Here is a 14633-nt window from a genome sequence, read left to right as displayed (position 1 = left end):
TTTAAATGAACAGGATAAAACTTCTGTTACTGATGCTTTTGCCATCAGCAATTTTTGCACAGACAAAATACCTGCCGGGCTATGTAGTTAAAAGCAACGGTGATACACTAAAAGGCCTCATTAACTATCGTTTGCAGAATTCAACACCAAAGTATTTTGAATTTAAAGCTAACCCCGATCAGAAAACGCCGGTTGTTTACACCACTACCGATGTTAAAGCGATCAACGTGCTTAACGCTGCCACTTTTATTACTTACTCGGGCAAAGTATCAATGGATAAAAACAAATTTCCGGATATATCGCCCGCAATAGATACCACTACACAACAGCAGCAAATATTTTTAAAAGTAACTTATATTGGAGACAACGTTGGTTTAGCCGAACAAGAGGATGCAACAAAACACCGTTACTTTTTAACCGAAAACAACACCGCTGCAACTGAGCTGATATATTACCAGTACTACGCTAACATTGATGGTAGCCGTACCGTGCGAACAGCCGAAATGTATAAGCAAACACTTAAAAACGCAGCAAACCGCTATAGCAACAACCTTGAAACTATGGCGCTTATTGATAATACCACATTTACGTCAAGCAGCCTTACGCGTGTGCTTAAGTTGATGAATAAAGACAATAAAGTTGAAGAGAAAAGCTTTGTTGTAGGCATACACGCCGGCGTTAGCTTAAACGCAGCAAAATCAGGTTTATATGGCAACAGTGTATTTGCCGGAGAAACGTCATGGTCCTACCTTCCACGTGTTTTAGCGGGAATTGAACTTTCTGATCACCGTATCCTTAAAAACCTACGCTTTAAATTAGATTTTGCTTTCACAGGTGTAAAGCCACGTTTCAACAAAACGGTACAGGTAGGTGCAACAAATATTATCAATGAGTACAGCTACAAAATTGACCATTATTACTTTTCTGCCATTCCAAACATTACGTATAATATCATCAACAGTAACCGTTTCAGGCTTTTTGCAGGAGTTGGTTTGTCATTAAATTACGGAACCTCAAGCAAAATAACTTTTAAGCGCAATTTATCCCAGTTTAATGATCTTAAAAACTTACAAAGCTCCTGGACTTCTACCCCATTGCAATTGGGCGTAACGCTGAATAAGAGATTAGACATTTACGGTAACTTCACGTATTCTAACTGGGTTATGCTGTACGATCAATTTTTCCTTACCGGAAGACATTTTGATTTTGGATTGCGTTACAGGCTCACTAAGGCTTATTGACATAATCCTGTATTATAACTGAAAAATGCCTGACAAATATTTAAAAACATAGTGTTACTTTGACACCATTAAAACAAAACTACATACTATGGAATACAGGCAATTAGGTGCGTCGGGTTTACATGTACCGGTTTTAAGCTTTGGTACAGCAACCTTTGGCGGTGGCAATGAGTTTTTCAAAGCTTGGGGAAATACCCAATTAAATGAAGCGAAGCAATTAATAAACCTTTGCCTTGATGCAGGTGTTAATTTTTTCGACACAGCAAACGTGTACTCGCATGGCGTATCAGAAGAAATTTTAGGTCAGGCACTTGAAGGACTACGCAACAAAGTACTTATTTCTACTAAGGCTACTTTTCCTATGGGATCGGGGCCTAATGATTTTGGTTCGTCTCGCTTCCACTTGCTTGAGCAGGCCGAGGCAAGCCTACGCCGTTTAAAAACAGATCATATAGATATATACCACCTGCATGGGTTTGATGGTAACACGCCGGTTGAAGAGACCCTGAAAGCCCTTGATGATTTGATAACCAGTGGCAAAGTGCGTTATATTGCCTGCTCCAACTTTTCGGGCTGGCATTTAATGAAGTCACTGTCAGTATCTGAACGTTATGGCTGGGCACGGTACATAGCACATCAGGCTTACTATTCTTTGCTCGACAGGGAGTTTGAATGGGAATTAATGCCTTTGGGTATTGATCAAAATGTAAGCACTATTGTTTGGAGCCCGTTGGCATCAGGCCAATTGGGCGGTAAGTTCCGTCGTGGCCAGCCAATACCGCAAGATAACCGCCGCAGCCAGGGAGGTTCACATGGTCCTGAAACCAACATGGAGCGCTTATATACTATTGTGGATGCACTAGACGAGGTTGCAGAAGAAACAGGAAAATCGGTTGCGCAAGTTGCGCTGAACTGGGTATTGCAACGCCCTACGGTGGCTAACATTATTATTGGTGCACGTAACGAGGAACAGTTAAAGCAAAATCTCGAAGCTGTAGGTTGGAACTTAAACATTGAGCAAATAAAAAAACTTGATGCAGCAAGCGAAATACCTGCCGTTTATCCATATTGGCATCAGCGTCAAAATACTAAGCTTAATCCGTTGCCAAACTTTTACAAGTAAAAAAAAGCCCGCCTCAAATCCATATTGAGGCGGGCTTTTTTATATGGGCCATAGTAGCCAGTTTATGCATTATTAATAATCTTTCTTAAAAATGCGAAGTGTCTTAACATACCTGCCCTGGTAATATGAATTTAAAGGTGTTTCGGTAACGCCGTTAGCCTTGCCCGATGTTGAATGAATAAATATAGGTTCAGCACCGGTTTGAGTAAGAATACCCATATGGCCTACCACCCGCTTTGTACTATCGGTGCCGGTAAACAATATCAAATCACCGGGTTTAGCCTGGCTTATAGATATCTCCTGATTTACGTAGGTAAAATCAACTGACGACCGTGGAACTGCTATATTGAAATGGTTAAATACATAAGTAATAAAACCTGAGCAATCAAATCCCTCATCAGGTTTAAGCGAACCATACTTATATGGAATCCCTATCAGAGTTTTTGCATAGGCTATTAGCTCAGCAGGCTTGGTAGTACCTGTGTTAATAGTAACCTTGGGCTGTCGATCGTCGACTATAATGGGTTTTACAGCAGGTTCGTTATCTTTTGGAATGTAATTTTCTTGCAAAGTATTGTTTTGACCGCAAGAGTAAAACAGTATTACAGCTGCAAATAAATAAGTTTTGTAAACGATCGGCATTTTTAGCTAACACGTTTGAAGTTAAAAAGTTAGAGCCATAACAGCTATTATAAATTCGGCCATTTAATATGGTGTGAATTGTGGACATGTCTATCATAGATCAATTTCGAATCACTCACATTATTTAACCCACAATTACAAAAATGTCACCAGTGGCATGCTTTTAGCATTGCCACGGCATGAACTTACAAAAGGCAACATTTGGCGGAGGCTGTTTTTGGTGTACTGAAGCTATATTTCAGATAATTAAAGGTGTGAGGTCGGTAGTTTCGGGCTATATGGGCGGAGAAGTAGAAAACCCTACTTATGAGCAAATTTGTGGTGGAAAAACAGGACACGCCGAGGTTGTTGAAGTTGAATTTGATGCAGATGAAGTAAGTTATAATGATTTACTCTTTGTTTTTTTTGAGACACACGACGCCACAACCCCGAACCGGCAAGGAAATGATGTGGGAACACAATACCGTTCGGTTATTTACTACCATAATAAGGAGCAAGAGCAACAAGCCAAAGAGATGGTTGCGCAACTTACAAATGAAGGTATTTACAGCAACCCAATAGCAACTGAAATTAGTCCGGTTGGTACACTTTACACTGCCGAATCATACCATCAAAATTATTTCAATAACAATACATACAAGCCATACTGCACCTTTGTAATACAACCTAAGCTCAACAAATTTGCTCGGAAGTTTACTGAAAAGGTTAAGGCTGGAGCTGTTTGAAGGAGGTGGGGAATCTAATCATGTAATTATTACGGTAAGCTTTTTAATCAGATGGGTGCACTACTATACTTATTAAAAGTATCCTATAACTTTGCGCTTTAAAGCAAAGTGCTCATGAGTAAGAAATTCTTTATTGGCATGCTTGGCATTGTGTTGGCCTCTTGCACGACAACCAAACAAGCAGTGCAGCAAACATCTGTTACAAACAATAGTAAGGTTTGGTCATCTTTATGGCAGCAGCGGTCGGCCGAGTATAAGGCGCTATGCTTTCAAGCCTACAACCTGGCCAAACTCAGGCTTGATGAAGCGCTGGCTAAAAAAAACAATAAACCATTAGCCATAGTAACCGACATTGATGAAACTGTGCTTGACAATAGCCCTTATGATGCATCACGCGCTATAAAGAACTTGGAATATGACCCAGCTACTTGGAAACAATGGACCGCTAAAGCTGCGTGCGATACCGTTGCCGGAGCTCCGGCATTTTTCAAATATGCAGCAAGCAAGGGCGTTGCCATATTTTATATAACCAACCGCGATGAAGATGAGCGGGCGGGCACAGTCAAAAATCTTCAGAAGTTTAACATGCCTTTTGCTGACAACGAGCATGTAGTCCTTAAAGCTGGCACATCGAGCAAGGAGCCAAGACGATTGGATGTACTCAAGGGCTATGATATCGTGCTTTTATGCGGCGACAATTTGCCCGACTTTGATGCGTTATACGATAACCACCCCACCGAGCAAAAGCGCAACGACGTTACTGCTAAGCTTTCGGGAAAGTTCGGAAACAAATATATCATACTGCCCAACCCGTCATACGGTGATTGGGAAGGCGCACTGTTCAACTTCAATTACGGGCTTAAAGCCGCACAAAAAGATTCGATAATTAAAGCAAAGCTAATAACCGACAAATAAGCCAACTACCGTATAAGTGATGGTGATGATGAAAATGTTTAACTTAGCGTTATCATCATCAACATCCTATGGTAACAATAGAAAACGAATTCCTAAAAGCTTCAATTAGCAGTAAGGGTGGCCAGCTTATATCGTTAATTAACAAAGCATCACAAACTGAACTGATATGGCAGGCTAACGAGCAAATATGGCCCTGGCATGCCCCCAATCTTTTTCCTATAGTTGGCGGTTTAGTTAATAATGAGTTAAGGGTAAACGGAACAACGTATAATCTGTCAAGACACGGGTTTGCCCGTCAATCTGATTTCAGCATTGCCGAAGCTAACCCTCACCATGCTGATCTTGTCCTGCATTGCAATGAACAAACACTGGCGGTGTACCCTTACAAATTTGCTTTCCATATATTATATGACCTTATTGACAATGCGCTACGAATCACTTACAAGGTGATAAATCTTGACGATAAAGCCATTTACTTTTCGGTGGGTGCGCACCCGGCATTTAATGTACCATTTTACACTGGTGATAATTACGAAGACTACTTCATTGAGTTTGAGGTTGCCGAAGAGCTTAACTCGCATGTATTATCGGCCGAGGGATATTTTACCGGAGAAACTACTCCTGTGAAACTTGAAGGTAAAAAATTAGCGCTAACCCGTAACCTTTTTGACAACGATGCCCTTGTATTTAAGAACATACAATCAAAGGTGGTTACCATCAAATCTGCAAAGTCTGATCAATCAATCACCGTTGAGTATCCGCATTATAAACACCTAGGTATCTGGGCAAAACCGGGTGCCGATTTTGTTTGCATTGAACCCTGGCTTGGGTACGCCGATGATGTTGTACCGGCAAATGATATAAGCCTGAAACCGGCTATACAAAAACTCGAAAAAGGACATGTTTTTGAGTCGCCATACTACATCAGCATTTAACGTTAGCCTGAGGTTAATTGAATATTTTTAAAACATTCCGCACCTGTTGGAGGTAATCTGTTTATTATTCAATTAATCTACAATCATATGAAAAAGATTATTTATCTATTTATGACAACGTTGATGTTAAGCTTTGTTGCTTTTACATCAAACGCAGCTACCACTGATGCTGGCGTTAATTACAAAGAGTACTACGCAAACAAAAGCGTTGAAGAAAGAAACGCACGCGTAGAAGAAATCAAAGCCCGTGTTGACGAGATCAGAGCAATGGACAAATCTGACTTAAGCAAAACTGAGCGCAAAGAGTTAAGAAAAGAGCTTAGAGAGCTTAAAAAAGAAGCTAACGCTGCTGCTACCAGCGGTGGTATCTATCTTTCAGTAGGTGCTATCATTATCATCATTTTAGTACTTATCCTGATTTTATAATCAGTATACCAATCACTCTAAAACAACAAAGGAGCCTTATGGGCTCCTTTGTTGTTTATTAAAATAATGATCCCTGCTGACCATTGTTTATATCAATGTCGTCGGGGTTTGTAATTTCAAAACCTACATTTTTTGCAGCCTGCTCAGGTGTGGAATCAGGTACCTGTTTAGGTTCGGCCGGGTTGGTTACATCAGCAATAATTTGTGTATCGGCCACTGAATCCGGCGCCGGGTCGGGTACATCTTCAGCGTCGTCATGCTCGGCAATCAATTCTACCGTTTGTATAGTATGCGCCGAAAGCCGATTACCCATCGCTTTCATCCCCTTAACATCAATCAAATCAGTTAAGTTTAATTCGGCCAGTTCGGGCATTTGAGCTTTGCCTTTAAGCTGCTCAACCTTAACCACAGCCTGTGCCGCTCCTGATATAATAACCAGCTTAGAGCCCGGTTCTTCACTTATGAAACTGGTTTGCTTACCTATAACTATGTTTTCAAACACAAAGCGCTTAACCAGGTAGTTTTTTGACTTACCATCGTAATGTATAACTGAGTAAACCTTCTCGGCATCGTACTTTTCAATTAACATCATCTTATCATCAAAATGGTTGTTAAGATCAAAGCTGGTAAGCTCATATACCCCGTTTGACAGGATGGTCAATATCTTATCTTCACCATCAAACTCGCCCAGGTAACGTCCACGGCTGTCGGCATTTAAACGTTTAAGTATATCATCATACCAAATTTTACGCCCGGCCAGGGTTGATACACCTTTTGATTTTAAAAGGATTTTTTTAACCGGGTACTTAGTAACCTGGTTCCCCATTGATCCTCTGCCTTTAATAGCTATCTCGGCAAAGTCCTGGTCAAACTGGAGTTTTTTGAGTTTACTATGCGGCTTCAACTGCACGGTAACTACCTCGGCCTCGCCGTTTGGATTGGCTGTAAAGTATAATACTTTCGTTCCTTTGGTACCCTTTGTTAAATCATACTCCTTATCGCGCGTTACGCCTACTACCGAGAAACGTTTAACGTAAGTGGTGCCGCTTTCACCGTCCTTATAAATCATGTTATATACGGTGCGTTCATCGTTCTTTTTAAACACCGCTACATGAATAATATTTTTGCCTACAAAGGCCTTATCCTGCATTTTAGTAATGATGCATTTACCATCTTCTCTGAATACGATAACTTCATCTATATCTGAACAGTCGCAAACAAACTCTACATTCTCATCACGCTTAATGCCCGAGCCTATAAATCCGTCTTGCTTGTTAACGTAAAGTTTTACGTTGGCAAGAGCCACTTGTGCAGCCTCAACCTTATCAAAGGTGCGAAGTTCGGTTTTACGGCCACGGTCTTTACCGTATTTCTCTTTGAGTTTGGTAAACCAGGCTATAGCATAATCGGTCAGGTGCTTCAGGTTGTAATTAACATCCTTAATTTCGGCCTCCAGCGCCTTCATTTGCTCATCGGCCTTTTTTACGTCAAAGCGGGTAATGCTGCTCATTGGTTTATCAATAAGCTTTTTATAATCTTCCGGAAGTATAGTGCGGTAAAATTGCGGAAAGAACGGCTCAAACAAGCGGTTTAATACTTCAACTACAGTATCAAAATTACCTGAGCTTTCATAATCAGGATTTTTGTACATACCCTCCTGAATGAATATTTTGAGCAATGAGCTAAAGAATATTTTCTCCTTTAATTCATTGAGTCTTATTTCAAGCTCAAGCTTAAGCAGGGCTTTGGTATGATTGGCACTGTGAATAAGCACATCGTTCACACTCATAAAGTGTGGCTTATCATCCAGTATTATACAGGTATTGGGCGATATTGATACCTCGCAATCGGTGAAGGCGTATAGTGCATCAATAGTTACATCGGGCGATATTCCAGGTGCAAGGTGCACCACAATCTCAACATTTTGAGCAGTGTTATCTTCAATTTTCTTGATTTTAATCTTGCCCTTATCATTAGCCGAAATTATACTGTCAATTAATCCACCGGTGGTTGTACTGTAAGGAACCTCGGTAATTAACAGCGTTTTCTTATCCTTTTCAATAATTTTGGCTCTCACGCGTACTTTGCCGCCGCGCTGCCCTTCATTATAATTGGTGGCATCAGCCATACCGCCTGTTAAAAAATCGGGCAGTAAATTTGGCCGGTTACCCTTCAAGGCTTCAACGGCAGCATCAATAAGTTCTACAAAGTTATGCGGTAATATTTTGGTAGCTAAGCCTACTGCAATACCATCAGCACCCTGCGCCAGCAATAACGGAAACTTTACAGGCAAAGTAATAGGCTCGCGGTTACGGCCATCGTAGCTTGCCTGCCATTCGGTTGTATCAGGATTAAATACAACTTCAAGGGCAAACTTTGTCAATCTTGCCTCAATATAACGCGGTGCCGCAGCCGAATCACCTGTTATAGGATCGCCCCAGTTACCCTGGCAATCAATCAAAAGATTTTTTTGCCCTATTTGTACCATGGCATCACCAATAGATGCATCGCCATGAGGGTGATATTTCATGGTATTACCTATAACATTGGCTGCTTTGTTAAAGCGGCCGTCGTCCATTTCCTTAAGTGAGTGCAAAATGCGGCGTTGCACAGGCTTTAAGCCATCATGTATATGCGGAACGGCACGATCAAGTATTACATACGAAGCATAATCTAAAAACCAGTTTTCGTAAAGCCCGTCGAGCGGTATTACATTATGCATGGTTTCGCCATTTACCTGCGATGCGTTTTCTTCGTGTTCGTTGGTGTCTAAACTTTCTGACATAGTATCGTAACTGCAAATTGAAGGTAATACACTTCAAGCAAACATTATCAGCTGTTTAATTGCTAATAAAATTAGCCAAATATACTAAAAAATAAGCTAAACAACCTATTTATGCTGCCTTAAACCTAATGCGAAAGCGCTTAAGTTATCTTTTATTTACAAGAGTACTCAACTGGCAGGCAATTAGTTAACCGGCGCGTTAAGCACGGCGCATCACACAGTAATTTATTAATTGCGCTCGCGCCCGGCACGTATCATTTGTCCATAGTCCATACGGTTTGCCATGGCATGGCATATCATACCTATACGCTTGGCGCGGGTGGCAATAGTTTTAGCACTGTTTAGCCAGTTTACAAAGTAACGGCGGTGCGATTCAGGAAGGCTATCAAAGTAACTTAATGCATCAGCGTCATCAGTGAGGCACTCCTGCAAGTCATCGGGTACTACCAATTTAAAATCAACATCCTCTTCTATACTCACCTGTAACATTGCTCCCTCGCGCTTGTGAACACCTTTACGCATATCAGCGTTGAGGGTAAGAATAAAGTTCCCGTCGCCCATCGGCATCAATGCAACGCCTGCTATCTCGTAGTTATCGAGCTTACCCTTAACCCTGAATGATTTTTTGTTACCTGGCTTTAGTTGCTGAGCAATATCTGCCGGTACATCAACGTACGTCCAACCGGTTTTTTCGCCTTGCTCGGCAAACTTTAAAATCAAAGCTGTATACGTTATCATATTAACATTTAAAAGCACATTACGCAATGACAAGAACCCCTAATGCACTTAACTTTTACAGATGTTATAAATATTCAATTATAATAAAAATAGTGTAACTTTTAGTGAGGTATGGTAGTCATAGAAGTATAAAACAAATAAATACACAAACTTAATCTCACAACAATATGAAAACCTTGAAATCAATAATATTAGGCTTAGCTTTATTAGTAACAGCAAACGTTGTTAAAGCTGATGAACCATCAACAATCAAATTAACAAAATCAAACGCCATTGATGCATACATAAGCAGCGTTACCTTGGGCCAAAATACAGACCTTAACAATGTGATTGAGCACAATGCAAAGTTCAACATACTGCGTGGCAAACAGGTAATGAGCTTTGGCAAGGCTGATATGTTGAAGTTTTCTAAAGAAAACCAAAACATCCGCCAGGATTGTACCACTTCGGTAACTGAAGTTGAAAGCAACGACGATATGACCATTGTTAAAGTTGATATGAATTACGGAACATTTAACCGCACCAACTATGTTACTGTGGCCAACACAGGAGATGGCTGGAAAATCACCAATGTATACTCAGTGTTTAAATAATATAAATTTCAAATCTTGAAAAAAGCCGGCTCAAATGAGCCGGCTTTTTTGTTTTACAGCCTTTACGAAACCTTCAATAACGATGATTGATATATTACCATCCAATAAACGGTACTATGTATTACAATATTCCTAATTTTTATTGATTATCATGCCGTTTTTCTCTCCTGTTACAGCCAAGTTGTTAACGATATGTTAAATGTTTACTCTCCACATAAAATAGTGTAACGTTTGGTGTAATGATGCTGTCTTATATACAGAAACAAAAACATAAGAACCTTAAAACTTTAAAATATGAAAACCTTGAAATCACTTGTAGCAGGCTTAGCTTTATTAGTAATTGCCAATGTTGTTAAAGCCGAAGAACCTAACGTAGCCCGTTTAACAAAAAGTTATGCAGTAAGCACTTACGTTAACATGATGACCCGCGGCCTAAATGCCGGATTGAGCGATGTTTTTGAAAGCAACGCTAAAATCAACATTCTGCGCGGCAAACAGGTACTTAGTTTTAGCAAAGCAGAAATGCTAACATTTGCCGGCGATAACAAAAACATCCAGCAAAACTGTACTACGTCAGTAACGGAAGTTGAAAGCAATGCCGATATGGCAATTGTAAAGGTAGATATGAAGTACGAAAAATTTACCCGCACCAATTACGTAACCATTGCCAACACCGGTGAGGGCTGGAAAATCACCAACGTATACTCAGTATTTAAATAATAAATTTTGTCAGATAATAGTTTTAGTTAACAAAAAGCCGCTGCGAGAGCGGCTTTAGTATTTTATACAGGTACTGTGGCCAGCCTGTCTTCAAAAAACATAAAAGGCAAAAAGCTGTCGGCACCATTTGTTGCCCAGGTTACACCGTTTTTACAATACAACAGTGTACGTATTGGCATTAGCTGCTTTTTTTCAAACTCGGCCAATACCTGCAGGCATGATCCGCAGGGAGTAATGGGCTTTTCAATTTTAAACTTACTGGTATTTGCGGTAACAGCCATGGCTTCAACCGGGTCGTTGGCAAAGTTAGCACTCCATGTAAACAATGCTACGCGCTCGGCACAAAGTCCTGACGGGTAAGCAGCGTTTTCCTGGTTACTACCGTATACAATACGCCCGCTTTTAAGCCGCAGCGCTGCGCCAACCCTAAAATTAGAATATGGAGAATGCGAACCACCTAGGGCTTTCTCGGCTTCAAGGCAAAGTGCCTTGTCACTTTCATTAAGCTCCTCAAAAGTTTGGTACTCTTCAAAAGCTATATTTATGTTGTGTTTTACCATTGCTTAACCCACCAACAAATGTGGGGATACAATGTAAGCAAAAAACATTACAATTTATACTTTGCAATTAAAACCAACTCTGTAAGCAATTTTTTTTAAGAAATACAACCACATTTATCTATAAACATCAATACTACAATTAACGGAAAGGTTAATAATAGTAACTTAAACTTTATTTAGGTGAAAGGCTGATTGCCAAACTGCAAAATATAAAAAAATGCAAAACCAAAAGCAAATTAAACCGTGTAGTTTACAGCATATATTCTTAGTTTTGTACCGTTTTACAGATTGGTATTCAGATGGATCGTCTAAATTACGTTAATAGCGGAAACGCTGACTATATAAATTCACTCTACGAAGCTTATAAACAAGACCCCGAATCGGTAGATTACGGTTGGCAAAAATTCTTCGAGGGTTTTGATTTTGGTCAAGGTTCGGCACCTCAATCAGCCGCAGGCACAGCTTCAGCAGCCACCCCTGAGCACGTTTTGAAAGAAATAAACGTGCTGAATATGATAAATGGATACCGTACCCGCGGACACCTGTTTACCAAAACCAACCCCGTACGCGAACGCCGAAAATATTATCCTGGTAAAGAGCTTGAAACTTTTGGTTTGAGCGAGGCTGATATGGACACTGTATTTAATGCAGGTGTTGAGGTTGGCTTAGGTCCGGCAAAGCTGCGTGATATACGCCAGCTGCTTGAGGATACTTACTGCCAGGCAATTGGTGCCGAGTACAAATACATGCGTAACCCAATCAAAACCAAATGGTTTGAGCAGCGCATGGAAAGCAAACGTAACCAGCCATCCTTCTCTAAGGATGAAAAAACACGCATGCTTAAAAAGCTTAACCAAGCGGTTGGGTTTGAAAACTTTTTAGGTACCAAATTTTTGGGTCAAAAGCGCTTTTCATTAGAAGGTGCCGAAGCATTGATTCCGGCTTTAGATTCGGTTATTGAAAAAGGCTCATCTTTAGGCATCGAAGAGTTTACCATTGGTATGGCTCACCGCGGTCGTTTAAACGTTTTGGCCAACATAATGGGCAAAACCTATAAAGAGATATTTGCCGAATTTGAAGGCAAAAATTATGACATGGAGTCGTCTTTTGGCGGCGACGTTAAATATCACTTAGGCTTCTCAACTGATATTGAAACCTTTGATGGTAAAAAAATTCACCTGAGCTTATGCCCTAACCCTTCGCACCTGGAAACAGTAGGCCCTGTGGTTGAAGGTATAACCCGCGCTAAAATTGACAGCAAATACGGCAACGATCATGATAAAATTGCACCTATATTAATACACGGCGATGCTTCAGTAGCAGGCCAGGGTATTATTTATGAGGTGTTGCAAATGGAAAAGCTGGACGGTTACAAAACCGGCGGTACCGTGCATTTGGTAATTAACAACCAAATTGGTTTTACTACCAACTTTAAAGATGCACGCTCAAGCACTTATTGTACTGATATTGCTAAAACCGTACTATCTCCTGTATTCCACGTTAATGGTGATGATGTAGAAGCTTTAGCCTATGTAATTAACATGGCTATGGAGTACCGCCAGGAGTTCAATGAGGATGTGTTTATTGACATACTTTGTTACCGCCGCTACGGCCATAACGAGTCCGACGAACCTAAATTCACTCAGCCTACCTTGTACAAGGCTATTGAATCGCATCCTAACCCGCGCGAAATTTACTATCAGAAATTACTTGCCGAAGGAAGCATCACTGCTGAGGCAGCTAAAGAAATAGAAAAAAGCTTTAAATACCTGTTGCAAAAGCAACTTGACGAAACTAAAGCCGAAGCACGTATACAAGCAGGTAACCCAATGTTCACCGGCTCATGGCAAGGTTTACACTTACCTACCAAAGCCGAAGTTTATGCCGAAATTAATACCGCTATAAGCGAAGAGGCTTTACTTGAACTTGGCAAACAAATAACAGACTTACCGTCAGATAAGCAATTCTTCAAAAAGATAGAAAAGCTGTTTGATGACCGCCGTAAAATGGTTAACGAAACCAAAACCTTTGATTGGGCTATGGGCGAGTTAATGGCTTACGGTAGCTTACTTAAAGAAGGGCACCCGGTACGCCTGAGCGGCGAGGACGTAAAACGCGGAACATTCTCACACCGCCATGCCGTTGTAACCCTTCCTGATACAGACGAGGAGTATACACCACTGGCAAACCTGGGCACCGAGGCTAAATTTTATATTTACAACTCACTGCTTTCAGAGTACGGCGTGTTAGGTTTTGATTACGGTTATGCACTGGCTAACCCTAATGCACTTACTATTTGGGAAGCACAATTTGGCGACTTCGTTAATGGTGCGCAAATCATTATTGACCAGTACCTTGTTAGTGCCGAAACTAAATGGCAACGTGGTAACGGTTTGGTAATGTTGCTGCCTCACGGTTATGAAGGCCAGGGCCCTGAACACTCATCAGCACGTATTGAGCGCTTTATGGAGCTTTGTGCTGATAATAACATTCAGGTGGCTAACTGTACTACCCCGGCTAACTTCTTCCATATTTTACGCCGCCAGCTGCACCGCGACTTCCGTAAGCCATTGGTGATTTTCTCGCCAAAAAGCTTACTGCGTCATCCGGCCTGCGTGTCAAAAATTGAAGATTTCACCAGCGGTGGTTTCCATGAGCTTATTGATGATACTTACACTGCCGATACCAAAAAGGTGAAACGCGTACTTTTCTGCAGCGGTAAAATTTATTATGAGTTACTTGACAAACAACAGGCAGATAAACGCAGCGACGTAGCCATTGTACGTATTGAGCAACTTTACCCTACTCCTGTATTAGAGATGGAGGCAATTAAAGCTAAGTACAGCAATGCTACTGACTTTATTTGGGTACAAGAGGAGCCGGAAAATATGGGTGCATGGCCTTACATGCTACGCCGTTTCCGCAAGAGCGAGTTGCAGCTGGAAGTAATTTCACGCAAGGAAGCAGGAAGCCCGGCTACCGGTTATTCAAAACAACATGCGTCGCAGCAGTTGTACATTATCTCTAAAGCTTTTGAAGCCCCGGTTAGCCAGGATCAAAAAGAGAAAGTAAAAAAATCGACCAAGAAAATGGCCGAAACAAATGCAGATTAATTAGTTGGTGAATGGTGAGTGGTGAGTAGTGAATAGTTTGATACGTGCTTTTTAGCCGTCATAACCATTCTCTACTCACCTCTCACTACTCACTAAACTCACAAACTACAATATAAA

Annotated in this window: 13 protein-coding genes; 9 read left to right on the top strand and 4 right to left on the bottom strand. The window is 40.9% G+C overall.

The window, feature by feature from the left end; genetic code table 11:
• The first annotated feature begins 5 nt into the window (after positions 1 to 5).
• Together QZ407_RS04025 and QZ407_RS04020 are read left to right on the top strand one after the other, a co-directional pair.
• Complete coding sequence (locus tag QZ407_RS04025; RefSeq protein ID WP_295767841.1) at positions 6 to 1241, top strand: hypothetical protein; 1236 nt, start codon at positions 6 to 8, stop codon at positions 1239 to 1241.
• A gap of 88 nt (positions 1242 to 1329) precedes the next feature.
• The gene (locus QZ407_RS04020; protein ID WP_295767839.1) at positions 1330 to 2364 is read left to right on the top strand and encodes an aldo/keto reductase; all 1035 of its coding nucleotides are present in this window, start codon (positions 1330 to 1332) and stop codon (positions 2362 to 2364) included.
• A gap of 72 nt (positions 2365 to 2436) precedes the next feature.
• Here QZ407_RS04020 and QZ407_RS04015 read toward each other — a convergent pair whose 3' ends face one another.
• Positions 2437 to 3006 carry a C40 family peptidase gene (locus tag QZ407_RS04015; protein ID WP_295767837.1) on the bottom strand — a complete coding sequence of 190 codons (570 nt, stop codon included), beginning with the start codon at positions 3004 to 3006 and terminating at the stop codon, positions 2437 to 2439.
• 179 nt (positions 3007 to 3185) lie between these two features.
• Between QZ407_RS04015 and msrA the strand changes: the two genes are divergently transcribed.
• From msrA to QZ407_RS03995, 4 genes are all read left to right on the top strand, one after another.
• The gene (gene msrA / locus QZ407_RS04010) at positions 3186 to 3731 is read left to right on the top strand and encodes a peptide-methionine (S)-S-oxide reductase MsrA (RefSeq protein ID WP_295767835.1); all 546 of its coding nucleotides are present in this window, start codon (positions 3186 to 3188) and stop codon (positions 3729 to 3731) included.
• A 114-nt stretch (positions 3732 to 3845) separates the two neighbouring features.
• Positions 3846 to 4646 (top strand): 5'-nucleotidase, lipoprotein e(P4) family, encoded by an 801-nt coding sequence (locus tag QZ407_RS04005; protein WP_295767834.1) that lies wholly within the window; start codon positions 3846 to 3848, stop codon positions 4644 to 4646.
• A gap of 68 nt (positions 4647 to 4714) precedes the next feature.
• Positions 4715 to 5581, top strand: coding sequence for an aldose 1-epimerase family protein (locus QZ407_RS04000; RefSeq protein ID WP_295767833.1), 867 nt, complete (start codon positions 4715 to 4717; stop codon positions 5579 to 5581).
• A gap of 87 nt (positions 5582 to 5668) precedes the next feature.
• Positions 5669 to 6007, top strand: coding sequence for a hypothetical protein (locus tag QZ407_RS03995; RefSeq protein ID WP_157540071.1), 339 nt, complete (start codon positions 5669 to 5671; stop codon positions 6005 to 6007).
• Between the two features lie 58 nt (positions 6008 to 6065).
• Here the strand turns inward: QZ407_RS03995 and QZ407_RS03990 are convergent, their stop codons facing one another.
• Together QZ407_RS03990 and QZ407_RS03985 are read right to left on the bottom strand one after the other, a co-directional pair.
• Positions 6066 to 8792 (bottom strand): DNA gyrase/topoisomerase IV subunit A, encoded by a 2727-nt coding sequence (locus QZ407_RS03990; RefSeq protein WP_295767832.1) that lies wholly within the window; start codon positions 8790 to 8792, stop codon positions 6066 to 6068.
• A gap of 228 nt (positions 8793 to 9020) precedes the next feature.
• Positions 9021 to 9530 (bottom strand): YdeI/OmpD-associated family protein, encoded by a 510-nt coding sequence (locus tag QZ407_RS03985; RefSeq protein ID WP_295767831.1) that lies wholly within the window; start codon positions 9528 to 9530, stop codon positions 9021 to 9023.
• 167 nt (positions 9531 to 9697) lie between these two features.
• Between QZ407_RS03985 and QZ407_RS03980 the strand changes: the two genes are divergently transcribed.
• Together QZ407_RS03980 and QZ407_RS03975 are read left to right on the top strand one after the other, a co-directional pair.
• Positions 9698 to 10123, top strand: coding sequence for a nuclear transport factor 2 family protein (locus tag QZ407_RS03980; protein ID WP_295767830.1), 426 nt, complete (start codon positions 9698 to 9700; stop codon positions 10121 to 10123).
• Positions 10124 to 10417: 294 nt separating this feature from the next.
• Positions 10418 to 10843 carry a nuclear transport factor 2 family protein gene (locus QZ407_RS03975; protein ID WP_295767829.1) on the top strand — a complete coding sequence of 142 codons (426 nt, stop codon included), beginning with the start codon at positions 10418 to 10420 and terminating at the stop codon, positions 10841 to 10843.
• 62 nt (positions 10844 to 10905) lie between these two features.
• Here the strand turns inward: QZ407_RS03975 and QZ407_RS03970 are convergent, their stop codons facing one another.
• On the bottom strand, positions 10906 to 11403 hold the full coding sequence (locus QZ407_RS03970; protein ID WP_295767828.1) for a cytidine deaminase: 498 nt from the start codon (positions 11401 to 11403) through the stop codon (positions 10906 to 10908).
• A 299-nt stretch (positions 11404 to 11702) separates the two neighbouring features.
• On the opposite strand from QZ407_RS03970, the gene QZ407_RS03965 reads away from it, so the two are divergent.
• Positions 11703 to 14516: a 2-oxoglutarate dehydrogenase E1 component gene (locus QZ407_RS03965; RefSeq protein WP_295767827.1), complete on the top strand. Its 2814-nt coding sequence runs from the start codon at positions 11703 to 11705 to the stop codon at positions 14514 to 14516.
• Positions 14517 to 14633: the final 117 nt, after the last annotated feature.

This window comes from uncultured Mucilaginibacter sp. (genome assembly GCF_913773635.1).
Taxonomy (GTDB): Bacteria; Bacteroidota; Bacteroidia; order Sphingobacteriales; family Sphingobacteriaceae; genus Mucilaginibacter.
This window is presented reverse-complemented; position numbering and strand designations above follow the sequence as displayed.

Bases quoted from the DNA above. Each gene is read 5' to 3' on its own strand.
- msrA (WP_295767835.1), top strand. From the start codon at position 3,186: ATGAACTTACAAAAGGCAACATTTGGCGGAGGCTGTTTTTGGTGTACT.
- QZ407_RS03980 (WP_295767830.1), top strand. From the start codon at position 9,698: ATGAAAACCTTGAAATCAATAATATTAGGCTTAGCTTTATTAGTAACA.
- QZ407_RS03995 (WP_157540071.1), top strand. From the start codon at position 5,669: ATGAAAAAGATTATTTATCTATTTATGACAACGTTGATGTTAAGCTTT.
- QZ407_RS04000 (WP_295767833.1), top strand. From the start codon at position 4,715: ATGGTAACAATAGAAAACGAATTCCTAAAAGCTTCAATTAGCAGTAAG.
- QZ407_RS03970 (WP_295767828.1), bottom strand. From the start codon at position 11,403: ATGGTAAAACACAACATAAATATAGCTTTTGAAGAGTACCAAACTTTT.
- QZ407_RS04025 (WP_295767841.1), top strand. From the start codon at position 6: ATGAACAGGATAAAACTTCTGTTACTGATGCTTTTGCCATCAGCAATT.
- QZ407_RS04015 (WP_295767837.1), bottom strand. From the start codon at position 3,006: ATGCCGATCGTTTACAAAACTTATTTATTTGCAGCTGTAATACTGTTT.
- QZ407_RS03965 (WP_295767827.1), top strand. From the start codon at position 11,703: ATGGATCGTCTAAATTACGTTAATAGCGGAAACGCTGACTATATAAAT.
- QZ407_RS03985 (WP_295767831.1), bottom strand. From the start codon at position 9,530: ATGATAACGTATACAGCTTTGATTTTAAAGTTTGCCGAGCAAGGCGAA.
- QZ407_RS04005 (WP_295767834.1), top strand. From the start codon at position 3,846: ATGAGTAAGAAATTCTTTATTGGCATGCTTGGCATTGTGTTGGCCTCT.
- QZ407_RS04020 (WP_295767839.1), top strand. From the start codon at position 1,330: ATGGAATACAGGCAATTAGGTGCGTCGGGTTTACATGTACCGGTTTTA.
- QZ407_RS03990 (WP_295767832.1), bottom strand. From the start codon at position 8,792: ATGTCAGAAAGTTTAGACACCAACGAACACGAAGAAAACGCATCGCAG.
- QZ407_RS03975 (WP_295767829.1), top strand. From the start codon at position 10,418: ATGAAAACCTTGAAATCACTTGTAGCAGGCTTAGCTTTATTAGTAATT.